Raw genomic sequence first — 15,163 nt, 5'->3', positions numbered from 1 at the left:
TCCCGTAGGGGTCACCAAAATCCTCTCCCAGAGGGTTCCAGATGATGCCATAACTGGCTGATTTCTGCGGTTTTCTTGTGGTATAGGTATCCCATGCGGAGCGGCTTCGTGCCACCGGATACCACCATCCTGATGGTATATCTGATGGTAGCGCGGTCCTCCCCTTGCCGGAGATACCATCATGGCGCTTACCGCTGTCGCGATCAAAAATGCCAAGGGCCGCGAAAAGCCCTACAAACTCACCGATAGTGACGGGCTGTTCCTCTATGTCACCCCCAATGGCGGTCGCTACTGGCGGATGAACTATCGCTACCTTGGCAAGCAGAAGACGCTGGCGTTCGGGGTCTATCCCGACACCGGCCTTGCCGAAGCCCGCGAGCAGCGCGACGCGGCCCGCAAGGTTCTGGCGCGCGGCGATGATCCCGCCGAACAGATCAAGCTGGAAAAGGTTGCGGCGGCTGTCGCGGCGTCCAACAGCTTCAAGGCGGTAGCCGACGAATGGCTTGTGAAGGTCGAGCGTGAGGGTCGCTCCGGCGTCACCATGAAGAAGCTCCGCTGGCTGCTGGACTTCATCAACGAATCCATCGGCAAGCGCCCCGTCGCCTCCATCTCCGCGCAGGAACTGTTGGTGATGCTCCGCAAGATGGAGGGTAAGGGCCGCTACGAGACGGCCAAGCGCCTACGCAGCACATGCAGCCAGATATTCCGCTACGCCATCGCCACGGCTCGGGCCGAGCGCGATGTCGCCGCCGATCTTTGCGGCGCGCTCATCGCGCCCCAGCCCGTCCATCGCGCCGCGATCACGAACGCTAACGAGGCGGGCGGCCTACTGCGCGCCATCGAGGCGTTCGAGGGTTTTGCCAACACCAAAGCAGCGTTGCGCTTGCTCCCGCATGTGTTCGTGCGTCCGGGCGAACTGCGCTATGCTGAATGGGCCGACTTCGATTTCGACGAGGCGCTTTGGACCATCCCGAAGCACAAGACTAAGATGCGCCGCGCCCACAGTATCCCACTGTCCGCCCAGGCGCTCGCCATCCTCAAGACCATCGAGCATGACGCGGGCTACAGCTCCTATCTGTTTCCGTCGTTACGTTCTGTGGATCGGCCCATGTCGGAGAACACCATCAACGCGGCGCTGCGGCGCATGGGCTTCGCCCAGGACGAGATGACCGGCCACGGCTTCCGGGCGATGGCGGCGACGCTCCTGAACGAAATGGGCCTATGGCATCCTGACGCGATCGAACGGCAACTTGCCCATTGCGACAACAACGCCGTGCGCCGTGCCTACACGCGGGGCGAATATTGGGACGAGCGCGTGCGGATGATGCAGCACTGGTCCGACCATCTCGACTTCCTGCGTGATGGCGCGAAAGTCATAAAGGGCGATTTCAAGAAGGCAAAAGCCGGGGAGTAACCCGGCTTTCCCTCATTCGGCGCGATCTTCGCGGTAACGCAGGGGATCGGCTATCCAGCGATTGACGGCGGATTCGTACCAGCCGGTTCCGTGCGTGCTGATCGGCACCCGCCGGGGGAACGTGCCCTCTTTGATCTTGCGATACATGGTGGAGCGGGACAAGCCGGTGCGGGCGAGAACAGTTTTCAGGCGGATGATACGATCAGGGCAGTTCATGGGGACTTTCTTCCATTCCTTGGCTATCAATGGCTCCCCCTGAGCCGAGTTTTGGTGATTACAATTTTCCGCTCAAGTGCCTTTGCGAGGACATCCGGTGCCAATCGCAGCCACGGCAGTAAATACAGGCGGACGGCGGCAGACGGCTGTAAACGGATGCGGCTGGCGGTGCACGGCGACGCCGGGTAGCGCTTGGCGGAGCGCAATTTCACATTTCCGTCGCAACTGTGACGCGCACGTCACGTTGTTCGACACTATCGACGCAAAGTTGCGCTGCTGCTGATCAGATTGCGCGCCCGACTCGCGCACCATTGCAGACCTACCTTCCGATGGTCTGCCCGCTGAATGTCAGTTTGCCCCGCGCCATGCCAAAGGCGCAAGCCGCAGGCCATGTCAGTGCCGGTTTCGGTATATTACTGGCAGTTGCAGACTTTATTGCCCCTTGACATCCGCATCCCGCAAACCTTTTGAGAGGCGAAAATCCTGCTTCCGGCTCGCCCCTTCTTTGCTATTGGGCAAATGGGGGTGCCGATGCTGGCCGAACGCGATCAATTGCTCAGCGAAGTGTATGATGAACTGCGCGCGGCGGCCTCACGTATGCTGCACCGTGACGCACCCATGCTTACCTTGCAACCCACTGAACTGGTGAACGAAGCTGCACTGCGGATCATCAGGCTTGAGCAGATGAGTTGGAACGACCGCCAGCATTTCTTCGCCACCGGCGCACGGATCATGCGGCAAGCCATGATGGATGCAATCAAAAGCCGCAAGCGAGCCAAACGCCAGGCACCGAGTATCTTTTTTGAAGACGACCCCGGGAATAGCGGGGTCGATGTCGAGATGCTGGACGCGGCACTCTCAAAGCTGGAAACGATCTCACCCGAACTTGCAAGAATCGTTGAGATGCGGTTTTTCGTTGGTCTTAAACCTGACGAAATCGCTGTTGTGCTGGAAAGTTCAGAATCGACAATCAAACGGCGCTGGCAGACGGCGCGGCTATGGTTGGCCGACGAATTGGCTGATAATTAACCGCAGAGCCGGGTCGCTACTTTCGCAGCTTCGGGAACGTCCTTGGCGGCATCGCGCGCGCCGAGGTTTCCAGCGGCCCGGATCGCAGTCCATTGCCGAACAGCCTCCTGGGCCGCATTGCACGCTGCACGATGGCTTCCTGCACGGGCTAGCACTTCGGCATGGTTAGGCAGTGCGACTGCGAGGTCGCGATTTCGTTGCGGATCGTGGGGTACGCGCGCTAGTCGTTCGCGTCGCAGCGCGATACTGGCGTTGGAGGCTGCGACCGCTTCGGCCATGCGCCCCATATCCGAAAGCACGTTTGCTTCTTGACCGTAGAGGATCAGCAAGCGCTTTTCGATGTTAGCATCTGGGCCGAATGCCAGCACGCGTTGAAGGGCCACAATCCCTTCGCGTGCTTCACGCAGGGCGGCTTCATTCTGCCCGTTAATATCGCCAAGCGTCCCGCTGATGTTGAATTTGGCTTCGCCGAACTTGTCGGTCCATACCAGCGATGTTCCCTTGGCAAGCTCGGCGCGGATGATGGCCTCCGCCTCGCGATAGGGAACAAGTGATCCAGGCTTGTCGCCTGCGTAGTAGATAGCATCGCCGAGACGACCCAGCAGGTTCACTTCTAGCAGGCGGGCATCGCGCCGGTTTACACGCTCAAACCTAACGGCCCGCAGTCGGGAAAGCGCAGAGAACAGCACGGGGACTGCGGCGGCCGGGCGATTTTCGCTCCAGATCATATCATAGGCGCGGCTCTTTTCAGTGACCAGAAAGCCGATCAGCGCGCTCTGTCTGGCCGGGTCGATGGCAAGGGCTTGCCGGAAATAGCCAGCCGCACGGTTATTCAGTTGACGCGATTTGCCGTTGTCAGCCGCCATCGCCCATCGACCGGCAGTGACCCACCCTAGTTCCTCAAGCACTTCTGGATTGCCCGGCTGCTCCTTTGCCAGAACCGCTAGCAAAGCTTCAGCTTGATCGAGTGATTTCGCGGCCTGATCGGGATGGCCGAGGTTCGATGTGCCAGACAATCCTTGCAAACTGGCCAGTCGCCGATAGCCCTGCGCGGTATCGAGCCGAAGGTCGGCTGGCGCATCCCTAACGCTGCCCAGCCGTTCGAGATACTGCCCCGAAACCTCCGCAAGCCGCGCACGGGCGACAACCGTTCCCGGTGCATCGCTCAGATCATCACTGAGCTCGGTGAGCATGAATTTGGCAAGGTGGCGTACCTCGACAAACCTTGCGTCCGCTTCGGCGCGGGCACGTTCGGCCCGGACATACTGGACCGTGCTGATTGCTGTCGCCGCAACCAGCGCAAGTGCGGCCAGCCCGGTCAGCGTCAGACCCTTCCGGTGCCGCTGGATGAAACGGCCCACGACATAACGCCATCCCGCATCGTGTCGCGCCGCCAGCGGCACAAAGGCGCGCATACGACGGATGTCAGAGAGCAAAGCGGCAACGTCGGGGTAACGATCCTCGGGCTTTTCAGCCAGTGTGCGGGCGGCAATCGCGCCCAGATCGCCGTCAAGCTGCCCTACCGGCAGGCGTGTGCCGGGAATGAAATCACCGTCCTCTCCCGGCACCTTGCAACCGAGCATCCCCAGCAGCAACACGCCCAAGCTAAACACGTCACTGGTAATCGTCGGTGCCACACCCACCGCGCGTTCCGGTGCGGCATAGCCCTTGGTCAGCGGATAGGGATCGCCTGTCTCGTCGGTGTCAATCACCGAAATCAAACGGGCGATACCGAAATCAAGCAGATGCACCGCGCCGTCCGCGCTCATCAGCACGTTCGATGGTTTGATGTCGGCATGGATCACCAGACTGCGATGGGCAAAGGCCACCGCCTCACACACCGCCTCGAACGCATCGAGCCGTGCGGTCCGGTCCACCCCGGCCTTGCACAGCGCTTCGGTGATTGGGAGGCCATCGACATAGTCCATCGCCAGCCACGGACGGCCGTCGGCATCGCCGCCATCGAGGATACGCACGATGCCCGGATGACGCAGCCTGGCGAGAATCCGGCGCTCCTCGGCAAATCGGGCTTTGGCGCGGTCACTTGCCAGATCGCCCCGGATCAGCTTGATCGCCACCTGCTGCTGGAACACACCGTCATCACGCTCGGCCTTGACCACCGCCCCCATCCCGCCGCGCGCGATCTCGGCGGTGATTTTGTATGGCCCGATCCGTTTGGGAATCGCCTCAATCACGCCCAACGGCTTGATGAGGCTTTCGGTGGGAAGCAGTCGGAAATTTGTATGCTCATGTGCAAGCAGTTCTTCGACGCGCGCGCGTAAGCCTGCATCCTTGCCACAACGACCTATTACAAATGCGCGCCTTGCCTCGGCGTTATCAATGCCCAGTGCGGCTTCAACAACCTTGAGTGCTAATGAATCGACTGACACACAGGCATCCTGAATTGATTTTTCTACCAAATACCACGAATGACATCGAAAGCCGATTGCGTCGGCGTCATTGCTCCCGGACTATCCATTCCCGGGATCAACCTCTGAATTCGTCAGAGGGCGATAGGTGCGAACGTTGATCTTGTCCTTGAGTTCGTAAAGCTGTTCGGCGATGGAGCGATATTGGCTAGACAGGTTCTCGGCAAAGCCCTGCAAAACTGCCGTCATTTGATGCCGCAGGCTGATCAGGACCTGCGCTTCATCGGCGGTCAACGCGATAACGGTGTCCTTCTGACCACTGGCCTCGAACAGCCGCAAACGATTGAGATAGGGCAGCATTTGTTCCTGAGTTTCGAGCAGATCGTGCATTGTCGTTTCGAGAAGCGGATAATATAGCGCTCTTATCGTAGCGATGGTTTTGAGCAGTTCGATTTCGAGGTTGGGATCGCACAGGAAGATCGACGCCTTGACTGCGGCAAGCCGCACATTGCCGAACAGTTTGAGATCGGATTTGTGAAAATCGGCTGGCTCGAAGTCCTTCGATTCGGCCTGCATCGTCAGATCGCCGATGCCGCTTTGCAGGAAATATTCCCACTTCTCGACCGCGATGCGAAACGCGACCAGTTCGTTCTGTTCATGCGAGCGCAGTCCCGCCCTGATGGCGAGCGAGGCAGCGATGCGTTGCTCGGCAACAGCGAACCGGCTTTTCAGCATGCTTTCAAACCAATTCCGGCCAACATAGGCGAGCACGGCCAGAGCCAAGATCCACATCGGTGTCGATGACAAGGTGGTGACGAGTTCCGTCACCGACCTATAGGGCCTTGGAAGTCAAAGAACGGCGGGAAGGTTGCTACTTCGGCCATCGACTGATCCCGCGACGATAGCATGGGTCAGCTGTAATGCTGGCCAAAGGAGTGGCCACATCGACAATCGCCAGTACCGTCGTTGAAGAAGCTTCCGCACCCGCAACATGTACAGGCTCCATATCCTGCGGTTTCCGGGATCTGATTTTTTCTCGCCTCAGCGAACCTGTAGCTGTTCGGGGCAATCATCTGACTGTCCTCGAACTTTTCATGCATAGCTTTCCACATTGCTTTCCCTTTCGAGATTCCTCGCTGCGAACGATGGCGGCAGAGACACCAAATTGGTAAATGCGTTCACGCCGCCACGGCTCGACCGACCCGTTTAACCGAGATCGCAGTTGATCCGATCGGGCGAGGCATAACCACCTGACACCGAAACTTGATTTGAGCTTTCAATGCTTCCGCACCATGGTCGCACGGGATAGGTTCCGTCGGCATCGGGCAGAGTGACGGTATAGTATGAGTTACTGTTGAAAGGCCCAACAGTCTCGGAAGCAACATCGATATAGACCGATCCGTCAATTCCGCCAGTCCATGAAACATATACGCTTGCCATCTGATTATCTCCTTTTTCTTGGTTAATCGTGCGCTACGCATTATCTGTTTGCCTCGCGTTGCTTGAATGCCTCGGTTCTCTATCGCCCCCAAAGGGCGGGCTTGGGAGGAACGGCAGCCCACCAGAAGGCGGCATCGTCGTCGATTGTGATGCTAGGCCGGGCCAACCCGTCATAGGACCGGGCGTACCCACGTCTCCGCCCTGCTGGGGAAGGTCAGGGATTACAGGCAGGCCCGCGTTCAAGGCGGCGAAGAATGCTTCCGGTTCCAAGCCTGGCCCCGGCATACCGGCGGCGACGGTGTTCTTGATTGCCGCTTGCGCCTGTACCGCGTCGTCCGCGAAGCGTTTGAGATAAGCCTGAAAGCCTGGTAAACCGAGCTTTGCCAGAACGTCAGCATCGGCTTGGTAGGCTTGGCAGAGCGTAACCAGATGGCCAATCATGTAACCTTGCGCTTGAAAAAGTCTGAGTGGCAGCATCTGACCCAGCGTGCGGCAGGATTGCGCCTGCGCGAACAAGCCCCCCATTTGCGCAGCGCAGGGCAAATAGTCCGCGTCAAATTTTGCCGCAATTTCGGACTGAACCACTTTCAGCTCCGCTTCACGGCCCGTCTTAGCTGCATCGGTGGCATCGAGCGGGAGTGGGGCTAAAGTCTTGGTGGAGTGATCAAAACTCCCTCGGGAAACCCGTGCATCGACCGTTCCGGCCATGAAATCTTCAAAAGACATGGGTTGGTTCCCTTGAGACTAGAATTGGACCCGCACACCGCCCGAAATGGCGTGCCCGCGCACGCTATTCCCCCGGTCAAGCCGCCCTTCAATAAAGCCCGAAAGATGGCCACGCTCATCGCGCAAGCTCAGCCCCGCGACATATTGGCCAGTTGAACGGTAGCCGGTGGCATTGAGGTTGTAGCCGATGACGGTGCCCGCCGCGTCCGCTGAGAGGATCGTAGCAGTCTCGCTGTTCGACATATTCTTTACCCAATATGCCCCGGCATAGGGTTCGGCGAACAGTCCTGAGCCGCCCTTGCCCGCCCATGACAATCGCGCGCCGAGCCGGGCGACGCTATTATTGTCGCTACCGGGAGCCAGCCGTGTGAAATTATCGATGGCAAAGGTATCGATGCGGCTGTTGCTCCAGCTCAACGCCGCACGCGGGGTAAGTGCAAAGCCGTGTCCAAGCGGCAGGCGGTATGACGCCGCTACCGCGCCCGCCCATGCACGACCTTTGGTTCTGGTCGCTGCGGCAGTGCCAAACAGCACAGCATTGGTCACATCGAACCGCCGCCATTCGCGCCGCACATTGGCTTCGATGGTCAGCCTGTCGCCTGTCAACGCAGCATAGGCTCCCAGAAACGGCACATTCACCTTGATCCGTGTCGCGGGCTGGGTGGCGTCGGCACTATAGGTGCCACCCATGATGCCCAGATGCACGGACCAGCCCCTACCGCCAAGATCGCTCCAACCGAGATCGGCTCCACCCTGGATCGAACGATGATCGAGTTCGAGCCGGTTGGTCGCGCTGGCAAGCTGCGTCGTGCTGTCGGAGATGACGGTCGCCAGCGTCTGGCCGAGACTACCCGAGGTGCCGCGTATCCATAGACCGAGGTGCGGCTTGCCTGAAGCAGCACCCTCGCGGCCAGTGACATAGGGTAGCACGGAGTCATCAAGTGCCGCCGCCGCTGTTGCCGCCGTTACATGTAGTCCGCCCAGCCCGGTGAGCAGCGGATTGAACGCCTGCAAAATACCGAACTGGTTAGCGTTGGTCTTGCTCACCCCGAAGCTCTCACGGAACACGCCCGCGTCGGCAAAGGAAGTGGAGGTGAACGCCCCCGCCGCCGCACCGCCGGTGACAGTAATCAGCGGCAGGAATCCGCCCGCGATCCGCCCCTGCGCCAGCCGGTTGACGGTGACGGCGGTGGTGCCGGTCGCCGTGCCCGTGATGGTCAGCGTATCGGCACGGGCGGTTGCTGTGCTGGCATCAAGGAATATCTGCCCGCCGCCGGTGTAGTTTCCGGTGATTGTGATGGAATTGTTCCCGGCGACCCCGTCCGCCGCGTTGATGATGCCGGTGTTGGCCAATGCGCCCGAAAACGACGAGTTTCCACTGCCTACATTCCAACGGCCTGAGTTGGTGAACAGCGAGGCGCTGACCGACGATCCGGTGACGTTGATCCCGCCGGTCATCGTGCCGGTTGCGCCATTGGTGATGCGGAATGCAGTGCCTGCGGTCGATCCGGCGACGGCGTTGGTGCCGCCAGTGAGGGTGCCGGTGTTGGTGACGACGGCAGTTCCCGTTCCACCCGCGATCAGCCTTATTCCGGTCGTGGTGCCCGAAACCGTGCCCGCATTGTTCGCCGTCAATACACCGGCCAGTTGCAGGCCCGCCACAGTTGGGGTGATATTGAGCTGGACAATCGCGCCGGTGCTGAAGTCGGAATTGGGATCGGAATAGTCTGCGGCGGTGGTGAGATCGATTCCGGTGGCACCAGCAATGCTGCCGGTGGTCGCAACGGTGACCGTGAAATCGTTGCGCGTGCCGCGTCCCCACACTCCGGCGTTACCCGCGCTGATCGTGCCATTAATGTCTGCGGTCGCCGCGCCGGTCGAATAGCCGCTGAACAGCCGGATACCGGTGCCCTGAGCCGCACTGACTGTTTTGCCTGCCCCGACTGTTACCGCAAGGGTGGCGGTGTTGTTGTCAAGCCGGGTTGCCTGCTCCGCAGCAGACAGGGGGACAAACGACCCTACTGCGGTGGAAATGCCCACGCCACTGTTGATGAGCAGATCGATGGCGTTGCCATTGGCGACGGTGATGTTGCCGCCGCCCGATGTCCGGTTGACCGAGACCGCGCCGCTTCCGCTGGTAGCAGCGTCAATCGATGCTGTCCCCAATGTTGCAGTATTATAGTTCCTCAGATCAACTCCGATGGTCTGGGTGAGATCGATCGTGACGTTGCCTGGTCCTTTCTTGAGCGTGTTCGCAGCAATGACGGTTGCCGCAGTAAGGTTCGGACCGAACGAATTGTCGGAGATCAAGCCGGTCCCGGTGCCGATGATCGATACGTTCCCGCGCGTGTCTCCTGTAGCAATCAGTCCACCGAAGATGCTGGCGCTGTTCAGGCCGATCCGGATATCGCCGGTGTTGGTTCCTCCCGAAACCTGAACTATCGCGGCGATGCGTGGCCGACTTGCGGCACTCCCAATATTGCCATTGACCGTTATCGTGGTCGCCGCGTTACGAGTGACGCCTGTCGGGGTGTAGACATTCGCGTTGATACCGAAGCTGGTCGTCAGGATGCTGCCGTTGTTGACCACGCTGACATCGCCGGTGCCGCGCTGCGTGATGGCGATGCCGCCCAGTCCGTTGGAAAGGTCGAGGATCGATCCGTTGTTGGTGATCTGAAACGCGGAAGCTCCCGCACTGGTATCGTCGATGGTATTAGGATTGCCGCTGGATGCGTTGATACCGCCAACCAATGTCCCGTTGGTTGTTATCCGCGTGTCTGCACCACCGATGGCTTGGGTGCGGATTGCGTTAAAGCCGTAATTCAATCCGCCCAGTGAGTAGGAAGCACCCCGGATCGTCGAGGTCGCGCCTTGTGCGACATCAATCAGCCCGGTCGATGTCGTAGTGGATGCGTCGAGTCCGTAAGAACTGGCCGAGATCAGGTCGCCGTTGATCCGCGCAGTGGCTCCGTTACCGCCGCCACGCAAGGTCAGCGCGGTATAGGCAATCAGCGCCTGGCCCGGCCCCAGCGACGCCGCTTGGCTGGCGTTGATCGACGATCCCGCATCAATCGTCACGTTCGCGCCGTTGGTGGCATCACCGTTGACAGTCAGCCCGGTAGTGGCTGCCTGCGTCTCGCTATTTTGGAACCGCACAGAGCGCTTGCCGGTAATCGTCGCGGTCGTATTCGCCCCTGTCGCGCCGTCGCAGATTACGTCGGGCTGTGTCAGATCGCAATTCGCCCATGCCGTTCCCGGCACCATCAACGCTATCACAGCCGCACTCAGCCGTAGCTTTGAATGAATTGTCATGCCGGTCTCCATGCACAGGAACGCGAAGCAAATTTCGGTCTTTGTTATGCTAAGGCGACATCGGCGCGAATTTCGGTTCACCGATTTGAAAATATTTTTTGAGATGGCAGGAAATGCGAGAGGATTTTCGTTATCTCTCGCTCTCGAATGCCCGTTTCCCTTTCCGTTTCCACAACACGAGCGCCTGTTCACGGTCCTCACTGCGCAGCTTGGCCGCAACGGTGAGGAACGCGCCGTAGAGCGCGGCGCGATCGTCATCGGTGAGATCGACCAGTCCGGCTTTCACGACGAGGCCGCCCAGTTCGATCAGTTGACGCGTGCGTTCGCGGCGTTGCACGGCCCATTCGCGCATGTCGGTTCGCGCCTTCTGTGCTTCAAGCCGATACCGCGCCGCTGTCATTCGGCGTAGTGCTGCCTTTGTCGCGATCAGTTCCCGCAGTTCGACCACGCGCGTTGCCTTGAAAGAAGGTAGCCCCGCGCTTGCGCCAGCTCTCCTTTCGTGCGGCATCGTCGGTTTCGGCAATGACCAGCAACGCACCCGCCAGTGTTTCCGCGTCAGTGGCATCGGCTCGGCAAGCAATCACCAGTTCGCCGAGTTGCTGGACGCGGCGTTCTTTGAGTTGACGTGCCTTGTCGGCCAGCGCCTTCAGTTCCGAATCGAAGTCCCTGGGTTTACGCATCGCAAGTCTCCGTTGAGAGTTGATGCGCCCATGATAATAGTGTGCCGCGCGTAATGCTGTAGAGTCGTCGGGACGTTCTGGAACCAGATAGTCCCGAGCAGGATTTTATCATGGGAGGGCGCGCTTATACGTCGTTCCGACGTGCCCGTTGTAGTGTAGATGGATTGCCATCATGGCAATCTTCCATTTCAGCGCAAAGGTCATCGGGCGGGCGAGCGGACGCAGCGCCGTTGCCGCCGCTGCCTATCGCGCAGGCGAACGGCTGCACGATGACCGGCTCGACCGCGATCACGACTTCACCAACAAGTCGGGCGTCGTTCATTCCGAAATTCTCCTGCCGGACAATGCGCCCGAGGAATTCGCCGACCGCGAGAAGCTGTGGAACGCGGTCGAGGCGGCGGAGGTTCGCAAGGACGCCCAGCTTGCCCGCGAAGTCGAGTTCGCCATTCCGCGCGAGATGACACAGGCACAGGGCATCGAACTGGCGCGCGATTTTGCAGGTCAGGAGTTCGTCAATCGCGGCATGATCGCCGACCTCAATGTTCACTGGGATATTGGCGCGGACGGCATGGCGAAGCCGCACGCCCATGTCATGTTGACGATGCGCGAAGTGGACGAGGAGGGTTTCGGCGCGAAGGTCCGCGACTGGAACAGGACCGAGCTTGTCGAGCAATGGCGCGAACGCTGGGCCGATCATGTCAATGGACGGCTTGCCGAACTCGACATTGACGCGCGCGTCGATCACCGCAGTTTGCAAGCACAGGGCATCGGGCTTGAACCGCAGGACAAGATTGGTCCCGCTGCATCACGCATGGGCGAGCGTGGACTTGAGTCCGAGCGCATCGAGGATCACCGCGCCATCGCGCAGCGGAACGGCGAACGGATCATCGCGGAACCGTGTGTCGCCCTGGACGCAATCACCCACCAGCAGGCGACATTCACGCACCGTGACATGGCAATGTTCGTGCATAGCCACACGGACGGGAAAGAGCAGTTCGACCGGGCATTGAGCGCCGTCCGTGCGTCCCCCGATCTTGTCGAGCTTGGCAAGGACGGACGCGGCGAAGATCGGTTCACCAGCCGCGAGATGATCGAGACCGAGCAGCGGTTACAGCGCGCCAGCGAGTTGATGGCCGAGCGGGAACGGCATCACGTGGACGGGAAGGACCGAGCCGCCGCATTGGCGCAGGTGAAAGGGTGCGGGCTGGCGCTGACCGGCGAGCAACGCGCGGCGTTCGAGCATGTAGCGGACGGGCGCGGCCTCAGCGTGGTTGTGGGATACGCCGGAACGGGCAAGAGCGCGATGCTGGGCGTTGCGCGCGAGGCATGGGAGCGCGCCGGATTCGAAGTGCGCGGCGCGGCGCTGTCCGGCATCGCGGCGGAGGGGTTGGAGAATGGTTCCCGCATCGCCTCGCGCACTATCGCCAGCATGGAACATGGCTGGGCGCAGGGGCGCGACCTTTTGACTTCGCGTGACGTGCTGGTGATCGACGAGGCGGGCATGGTCGGCACGCGCCAGATGGAGCGCGTTCTCTCCCATGCCGTCGACGCGGGCGCAAAGGTCGTGCTGGTCGGCGACCCGCAGCAGTTGCAGGCCATCGAGGCGGGCGCGGCGTTCCGCGCGATCCATGAGCGGCATGGCGGCGTCGAGATCACCCAGGTTCGCCGCCAGCATGAGGGCTGGCAGCAGGATGCCACCCGGCAACTTGCTACAGGGCGCACGGGAGAAGCGATCCGGGCCTATGCCGATCATGGCATGGTCCATGCCGCCGACACGCGCGAGGCAGCGCGCAGCGAGCTTGTCGAGCGGTGGGATCGCGAACGCATCGCCGCGCCGGATCAGACCCGCATCATCCTTACCCACACCAATGACGAAGTGCGCGAACTCAATGAAGCGGCGCGCGACCGGATGCACACGAGCAATGCGCTGGGCGATGACGTGCTGGTGAAGGCAGAGCCCGGCAACCGCATGTTCGCCAGTGGCGACCGCATCATGTTCCTGCGCAACGAGCGCAGCCTTGAGGTCAAGAACGGCACGCTGGGCACGGTCGAAAAGGTCAGCCCAGAGCATATCGCCGTCCGCACCGATGACGGGCGCAGCGTCGCGTTCGACACCAAGCACTATGCCCATGTCGATCACGGCTATGCCGCCACGATCCACAAGGCGCAGGGTATGACCGTTGACCGCGCCCATGTGCTGGCAACGCCGGGCATGGACCGCCACGGCGCATATGTCGGCATGTCGCGTCACCGTGAAGGTATGGCGCTCCACTATGGCCGCGACGACTTCAAGGACGAATCCCGCCTTGTCCGCACCCTGTCCCGCGAGCGGGCCAAGGACATGGCGAGCGATTACGAGCGCCGCGACCCAGCGCAGCAGTTCGCCGAACGGCGCGGCATCACCTTCCGCGAGCGTATAGCGGAAATCATCCAGAAGATTCCCGAACGCGCGCGCGGAATGTTCGATGGGTTCCGGCCCAAAGCGCAAGCCCCCGAGCGCGAACCGGGCATGTTCGCCAACTTCCGTCCGCAACCCCACGGGCCAGAAGGAGAGAAGGAACAGGCGCTTGTCCGCCAAGCCCGCGCGCCCGATCCGCGCCGCGCGGTGGAGCGCTACGCCCGCGCTGCCGCCGACATAACGCGGATGCAGGGCCAGGGTCTCCCGGTGCTTCCGCACCAGCGCGAAGCGCTGGACAAGGCGCGCGCGGGAGTGGAGGCGATCCGGCCCCATGCCGCCGCCGATCTCGGCGCGGCGTTCCAGCGCCAGCCCGAGCTTGTCCACGAAGCCGCCGAAGGGCGCGGCCAGGCCGCCATGCGCGCGATGCAGCTTGAAGCTGAAATCCGTGCCGATCCCTTCCAGCGCGCCGACAGGTTCGTCGAAGGCTGGCAGCAGCTCCAGCGTCACCGCGAGGACTTGCAGCGCGACGGCGACTTCCGAGGTGCGAAGCGTGTCGCGCAGGAAATGCACGGCATGGCGAAAGGCCTCGAACGCGATGCGCAGATGGAATCGGTCCTGCGCGGGCGCACCCGTGAACTCGGCATCGACATGGAAATGGGCCGCAGCCTTGTCCGCGATCTCGCGGATTCCGTGCCGTTCGATCACGGGCGCAACCTTGGCATGAGCAGATAGGAAAAAGATATGGAAGACAGATCACTGCCCTTGGATTCCGAACAGGAACCCGATCCGGCGACACAGGCGTTCGCACGGCTTGAAGGCGAAATGGCGCTGGTCCGCCGCGCGGTCCAGAATCTGGCGACCGAGAAGGCGGAAATCGACATTCCCGATTACAGCAACACCCTTGGCGAGATGGCGAAGCGGCTGGTCGCCATCGATGAGCATCCCGCCATGCAGATGACCCCAGAGGATATGGCGGCACGGATACAGGCCGCCGCCGCAAAAGCGCGGCGCGATGACCACGTCGCCCTTTCCGATGCAAAGCAGCAACATATCGAGTCATCCCGCGCCTTGCGGGCGTTGGCCGGAGACGTTGCCAGCTTCAACGAGCAACGCCGCCGCCTCAAATGGGCGGCAGGCGGCGGCTTGCTCGCCGGATGCCTGCTATGGGCTGTCCTTCCCGGCTTCATCGCGCGCATCCTCCCGGCAAGCTGGCATCTGCCCGAACGCATCGCCGCGCGCACCGTGCGCGAGCCTACGCTATGGGAAGCTGGAACCCGGATGATGCGGGCCGATAGCCCGGAGGCATGGCAAGCCATATCCGATGCCGCCGATATACGCCGGGACAACCGTGAGGCCATCGATGCTTGCGAGCAGCAGGCCACAGTGGCCAAACAGCCAGTGCGATGCACGATCAGGGTGCAGAACCGACAGCCGTGACGAAACCAGGCAGTGCCACTCCGGCTCATAATATCTCTATGGACAGATGGCACTTCCGATGGTATCAACAAGGCGCTTAACGCAGATACTGCCGTAAAATCAGTACCTTGCCACGATTGCCGGGTGCCCGTAGGGGTCACCA

The 15,163-nt window shown here is 61.1% G+C and carries 12 protein-coding genes; 4 read left to right on the top strand and 8 right to left on the bottom strand.

The window, feature by feature from the left end; genetic code table 11:
* Positions 1-181: 181 nt before the first annotated feature.
* Positions 182-1,414, top strand: coding sequence for an integrase arm-type DNA-binding domain-containing protein (locus KYX69_RS21955; RefSeq protein WP_086129922.1), 1,233 nt, complete (start codon positions 182-184; stop codon positions 1,412-1,414).
* A 12-nt stretch (positions 1,415-1,426) separates the two neighbouring features.
* Here KYX69_RS21955 and KYX69_RS21950 read toward each other — a convergent pair whose 3' ends face one another.
* The gene (locus KYX69_RS21950) at positions 1,427-1,630 is read right to left on the bottom strand and encodes an AlpA family transcriptional regulator (RefSeq protein WP_066697294.1); all 204 of its coding nucleotides are present in this window, start codon (positions 1,628-1,630) and stop codon (positions 1,427-1,429) included.
* A gap of 531 nt (positions 1,631-2,161) precedes the next feature.
* On the opposite strand from KYX69_RS21950, the gene KYX69_RS21945 reads away from it, so the two are divergent.
* A complete protein-coding gene (locus KYX69_RS21945) occupies positions 2,162-2,659 on the top strand; it encodes an ECF-type sigma factor (protein WP_066697297.1) in 498 nt (165 codons plus the stop codon).
* On the opposite strand, the gene KYX69_RS21940 is transcribed toward KYX69_RS21945, so the two are convergent.
* From KYX69_RS21940 to KYX69_RS21910, 7 genes are all read right to left on the bottom strand, one after another.
* Positions 2,656-5,079, bottom strand: a complete 2,424-nt coding sequence (locus KYX69_RS21940; RefSeq protein ID WP_126516770.1) for a serine/threonine-protein kinase — start codon at positions 5,077-5,079, stop codon at positions 2,656-2,658. The genes KYX69_RS21945 and KYX69_RS21940 overlap by 4 nt on opposite strands.
* Positions 5,080-5,130: 51 nt before the next feature.
* A complete protein-coding gene (locus tag KYX69_RS21935) occupies positions 5,131-5,856 on the bottom strand; it encodes a hypothetical protein (protein WP_126516771.1) in 726 nt (241 codons plus the stop codon).
* Between the two features lie 378 nt (positions 5,857-6,234).
* On the bottom strand, positions 6,235-6,468 hold the full coding sequence (locus tag KYX69_RS21930; RefSeq protein ID WP_126516772.1) for a hypothetical protein: 234 nt from the start codon (positions 6,466-6,468) through the stop codon (positions 6,235-6,237).
* 33 nt (positions 6,469-6,501) lie between these two features.
* Positions 6,502-7,194: a hypothetical protein gene (locus tag KYX69_RS21925; RefSeq protein ID WP_066697301.1), complete on the bottom strand. Its 693-nt coding sequence runs from the start codon at positions 7,192-7,194 to the stop codon at positions 6,502-6,504.
* Positions 7,195-7,212: 18 nt separating this feature from the next.
* A complete protein-coding gene (locus KYX69_RS21920) occupies positions 7,213-10,518 on the bottom strand; it encodes an S-layer family protein (protein ID WP_300501486.1) in 3,306 nt (1,101 codons plus the stop codon).
* A 118-nt stretch (positions 10,519-10,636) separates the two neighbouring features.
* Positions 10,637-10,858 (bottom strand): conjugal transfer protein TraD, encoded by a 222-nt coding sequence (locus tag KYX69_RS21915; RefSeq protein ID WP_066697685.1) that lies wholly within the window; start codon positions 10,856-10,858, stop codon positions 10,637-10,639.
* A gap of 22 nt (positions 10,859-10,880) precedes the next feature.
* The gene (locus KYX69_RS21910) at positions 10,881-11,186 is read right to left on the bottom strand and encodes a conjugal transfer protein TraD (protein ID WP_066697306.1); all 306 of its coding nucleotides are present in this window, start codon (positions 11,184-11,186) and stop codon (positions 10,881-10,883) included.
* Between the two features lie 172 nt (positions 11,187-11,358).
* Here KYX69_RS21910 and traA point away from each other — a divergent pair, with 172 nt between their 5' ends.
* Together traA and KYX69_RS21900 are read left to right on the top strand one after the other, a co-directional pair.
* On the top strand, positions 11,359-14,316 hold the full coding sequence (gene traA, locus KYX69_RS21905) for a Ti-type conjugative transfer relaxase TraA (protein WP_066697309.1): 2,958 nt from the start codon (positions 11,359-11,361) through the stop codon (positions 14,314-14,316).
* A gap of 9 nt (positions 14,317-14,325) precedes the next feature.
* Positions 14,326-15,021, top strand: a complete 696-nt coding sequence (locus KYX69_RS21900; RefSeq protein ID WP_066697311.1) for a DUF6118 family protein — start codon at positions 14,326-14,328, stop codon at positions 15,019-15,021.
* Positions 15,022-15,163: the final 142 nt, after the last annotated feature.

Source organism: Sphingomonas sp., assembly GCF_030145815.1.
Taxonomy (GTDB): Bacteria; Pseudomonadota; Alphaproteobacteria; order Sphingomonadales; family Sphingomonadaceae; genus Sphingomonas.
Note: the sequence above shows the minus strand (reverse complement) of the source record. Positions and strands in the feature narration are given on the sequence as shown.